Annotated in this window: 5 protein-coding genes; all 5 read left to right on the top strand. The window is 68.9% G+C overall.

Translation table 11 applies throughout. The features are described 5' to 3' along the window. Nucleotides 1–487 (top strand): DNA repair protein RecO C-terminal domain-containing protein (locus GJV64_RS12045; RefSeq protein ID WP_205599620.1); only part of this gene is annotated, 487 nt, incomplete at its 5' end. 21 nt (nt 488–508) lie between these two features. After that, on the top strand, nt 509–2758 hold the full coding sequence (gene parC / locus GJV64_RS12050) for a DNA topoisomerase IV subunit A (RefSeq protein ID WP_164157454.1): 2250 nt from the start codon (nt 509–511) through the stop codon (nt 2756–2758). Nucleotides 2759–2798: 40 nt separating this feature from the next. After that, on the top strand, nt 2799–2939 hold the full coding sequence (locus tag GJV64_RS12055; protein ID WP_164157455.1) for a hypothetical protein: 141 nt from the start codon (nt 2799–2801) through the stop codon (nt 2937–2939). Between the two features lie 186 nt (nt 2940–3125). Next, nucleotides 3126–4016, top strand: coding sequence for an SPFH domain-containing protein (locus tag GJV64_RS12060; protein ID WP_164157456.1), 891 nt, complete (start codon nt 3126–3128; stop codon nt 4014–4016). Between the two features lie 7 nt (nt 4017–4023). Continuing rightward, a partial coding sequence (locus tag GJV64_RS12065) for a toxin-antitoxin system HicB family antitoxin (protein ID WP_164157457.1) occupies nt 4024–4212 on the top strand: 189 nt, incomplete at its 3' end.

A 4212-nucleotide genomic window follows, 5' to 3' on the forward strand; every position in this document is an offset into this window, starting at 1 on the left:
GCCGGCCGCCATGGCCGTGGTGGAGCATGTCGCCGGCCTGGCCGCCGCCGCGCTGCCGGAGGGCGAGGCTCACCCCATCGTCTTTCCGCTCATCGCCGCGCTGTTCGCCGCCGCTGGCGCCGGGGCGGACCGGCTGACGCTGGGCGCGGCGCTGGTGCGGCTGGAACTGGCGCTGCTCGGCGAGCTGGGGCTTGGGCTGGACCTTTCGGCCTGCGCCGCCACCGGGGTGCGCGAGGATCTGGCCTTTGTGTCCCCGAAATCGCGCCAGGCCGTGTCCCGCGCCGCCGGGGCGCCCTATGCCGCCCGCCTGCTGCCATTGCCCGGCTTCGTGCTGGCGGGCGGGCCGGCCGATGCCGATGCCCTTGCCGATGGCCTGAAGCTGTCGGGCCATTTCCTGTTCCGCAATCTGCTGGCTGGCAACCCGGCCGAGACGCGGCTGCGGCAGGGGCGCGACCGGCTGGTGGGCCTGTTGCTTGCGCCCGCCTGACGGCGCGGCTAACCCAGCTTCATGGCCAGCCTGCCCCCCGATGAAGCGACTTCCATCCTCGATGCCCCGTTCGGTGCCGCGCTGGGCGAGCGCTACCTGGTCTATGCCCTCTCCACCATCACCGCACGCTCGCTGCCCGATCTGCGCGATGGCCTGAAGCCCGTCCACCGCCGCCTGTTGTGGGCGATGCGGCTGCTGCGGCTCAATCCCGACCAGGCCTACAAGAAATGCGCCCGCGTGGTGGGCGACGTGATCGGCAAATATCACCCGCACGGCGACCAGTCGGTCTATGACGCGATGGTGCGGCTGGCGCAGGATTTCGCGCTGCGCGTGCCGCTGGTGGATGGCCAGGGCAATTTCGGCAACATCGATGGCGATAATGCCGCCGCCATGCGCTACACCGAGGCGCGGCTGACCGACGCCGCCATCCGCCTGATGGACGGGCTGGACGAGGAGGCGGTGCCGTTCCGCGCCACCTACAATGGCGAGGAGGAGGAGCCGGAGATCTTCCCCGGCCTGTTCCCCAACCTGCTGGTCAACGGCGCCAGCGGCATCGCGGTGGGCATGGCCACCTCCATCCCGCCGCACAACCCGGCCGAGGTGGTGGATGCAGCCCTCGCCCTGCTCGCCGATCCCGACACCGACGAGGCGGCGCTGCTCGGCTTCGTGACCGGGCCCGATTTTCCCACCGGCGGCGTGCTGGTGGAGCCGGCGGCCAGCATTGCCGAAGCCTATCGCACCGGGCGCGGCAGTTTCCGCCTGCGCGCCCGCTGGTCGGTGGAAGACCAGGGCCGCGGCACCTGGACGATCATCGTCTCCGAAATCCCCTACCAGGTGCTGAAGGGCAAGCTGATCGAGCAGCTGGCCGAACTGATCGCCGAGAAGAAGCTGCCGATCCTGGCCGACATTGCCGACGAAAGCGCCGAGAGCCTGCGCATCGTCATCACGCCGCGATCGCGCAATGTCGACCCGGCGATGCTGATGGAGAGCCTGTTCAAGCTCACCGACCTTGAAGTGCGCGTGCCCCTGAACATGAACGTGCTCGATGAAGGCCGGCCCGGCGTGCTCGGCCTCAAGTCGGTGATCGCGAAATGGCTGGTGCACCAGCGCGGCGTGCTGCTGGCGCGCAGCCGCTATCGGCTGGGCCGCATCGAGGCGCGGCTGGAGGTGCTGGGCGGGCTCCTGAAGGCCTATCTCAACCTCGACGAGGTGATCCGCATCATCCGCGAGGCCGATGATGCCAAGGCCGAGCTGATCGCCGCCTTCGCCCTGACCGACGTGCAGGCCGAGGCCATCCTCAACATGCGGCTGCGCAGCTTGCGCAAGCTGGAGGAGATCGAGATCACCCGCGAGAACAAGGCGCTGACCGAAGAGGCGCGCGGGCTGAAGGCGTTGATCGCCAGCGAGGCGCTGCAGACCGAGCGGCTGGCCGCCGACCTTGGGCGCCTGCGCGAGGCCTATGGCCCCACCACGCTGCTCGGCCGGCGCCGCACCAGTGTCGAGGCGGCGCCGCAGGTGACGATCGTGCCCATCGAGGCGATGATCGAGAAGGAGCCGATCACCGTCATCTGTTCGGCCAAGGGCTGGATCCGGGCGATGAAGGGCCACATCGATCTCGCCTCTGCCGAAGCGTTGAAGTTCAAGGAAGGCGATGGCCCGGCCCATGCCTTCCACGCCCAGACCACCGACCGGCTGGTGCTGGCGGCCAGCGACGGGCGCTTCTACACGCTGATGCCCGATCGCCTGCCCGGCGGGCGCGGGCTGGGCGAACCGGTGCGGCTGATGATCGACCTGGCCGAAGGCACCGACATCGTGGCGCTGTTCGCCCACCGGCCCGACGCGCGCCTGCTGCTGGCCGCCAGCGACGGCCGCGGCTTCCAGGTGGAGGCCGGCGAACTGCTGGCGGAAACCCGCAAGGGCCGCCAGGTGATGAGCCCGAAGGCCGGCGCGCGGCTGAAGCTGGTGCGCTGGATCGCGCCCGCCGACGACATGGTGGCGGTGATCGGCGAGAACCGCAAACTGCTGGTGTTTCCGCTGACCGAACTGCCGCAAATGCGGTCCGGCCAGGGCGTGAGCCTTCAGAAATACAAGGATGGCGGCCTGTCGGACGCGCGCACCTTCGTGATGGCCGAGGGCCTGTCGTGGCCCATGGGCGGCGGTTCGGGGCGCACCCGCACCGAAAGCGATCTCACCTTCTGGAAGGGCGCCCGCGCCAGCGCCGGGCGGATGCCGCCCACCGGCTTCCCGCGCGACAATCTATTCACCCCCTGACACCTCGCCAGCCAGGGCCGGCTGGCGTAAAGGGACGGGCATGACTGGCATCATCCTCGTCGGCGTGCTCAACCTCGCCATGTTCGTCTGGTTCGGCTACCTGTTTTCCAAGGACCCGGCGAACCTGTGGAAGCGCCGCCGGCACGGCGAGGCGCCGCCCGCCGACGACAAGCAGGATTGAGCGCCATGGTGGTCATCATCCTCATCCTCGCCTCGCTCGGGGTGGCGGCCTTCATCATGCTGTCCGACACCCGCAAGAACGACAATTTCCGCGATCTGGAAAAGCGCGACCCGGACTGAGCGGCACAGCTTGCCGCACCCGCTGAAATGATATAATGATGATATCATAATTCAGTCGGGAGTGACCATGGACATTGTCACGCGCACCGCCCCCAGCCGGGAAACCCCGGCCAGCGGGGGCAATGGCCTCATCATGCTGCTGCTGGCGCTGTTCCTGCTTGGGGCGGCGGCGTGGAACTTCATTGCGGGTGTCGCCGGCAGCGGGCCGGGCGGCATCTTGTTCGGCATCCTTCTCGGCTTCGTGGCGCTGTTCGTGCTCGTTGGCCTCTACAGCCTGCAGCCCAACGAGGCGGCGGCCATCACGCTGTTCGGCGCCTATCGCGGCACCGATCGCACCAACGGCCTGCGCTGGGTGTGGCCGTGGATGGGCAAGAAGAAGATCTCCCTGCGCGCCAACAACCTGATTTCCCAGCAGGTGAAGGTGAATGACCTGCGCGGCAACCCGGTGGAGATCGCCGCCCAGCTGGTGTGGCGCGTCACCGACACCGCGCAGGCGCTGTTCGATGTCGATGATTATCGCACCTTCGTGACGGCCCAGGTGGAGGTGGCGGTGCGCACCATCGGCGCGCGCTACCCCTATGATGATTTCGAGCACAAGGAGGTGACGCTGCGCGGCGACCATGACCGGGTGTCGGGCGAGCTGCGCACCGAGCTGATCGAGCGGCTGAGCGTGGCTGGCATCACCGTCGATGAATGCGGCTTCACGCACCTCGCCTATGCGCCCGAGATCGCCGGCGCCATGCTGCGCCGCCAGCAGGCCGCCGCGGTCGTGGCGGCGCGCGAGACGCTGGTGGCCGGCGCGGTGGGCATGGTGGAGATGGCGCTGGCGCAGCTGAGCGAAAAGCAGGTGGTCGAGCTGGACGACGAGCGCAAGGCGGCCATGGTTTCCAACCTGATGGTCGTGCTCTGCGGCGAACGCGACACCCAGCCCGTGGTCAACGCCGGCAGCCTCTATTGATGGCGTGATGGCGGCGAAGAAGGCCTTTGCCCTCAGACTTGATCCGGTGCTTCATGCGGCCCTGGAAGGGCTGGCGGCGGCCGAACTGCGCAGCCTGAACGCCCAGATCGAGATGCTGCTGCGCGAGGCGCTGGGCCGGCGCGGGGTGAAGGTGGCGGTGACGCCGGCGCCGAAGCGCGGCCGGCCTGCCCGTCAG

It is taken from the genome of Sandarakinorhabdus rubra, from assembly GCF_010994245.1.
Classification (GTDB): domain Bacteria; phylum Pseudomonadota; class Alphaproteobacteria; order Sphingomonadales; family Sphingomonadaceae; genus Sandarakinorhabdus; species Sandarakinorhabdus rubra.

Coding starts and splice junctions, on each gene's coding strand:
- parC (WP_164157454.1), top strand. CDS start 509: ATGGCCAGCCTGCCCCCCGATGAAGCGACTTCCATCCTCGATGCCCCG.
- GJV64_RS12055 (WP_164157455.1), top strand. CDS start 2,799: ATGACTGGCATCATCCTCGTCGGCGTGCTCAACCTCGCCATGTTCGTC.
- GJV64_RS12060 (WP_164157456.1), top strand. CDS start 3,126: ATGGACATTGTCACGCGCACCGCCCCCAGCCGGGAAACCCCGGCCAGC.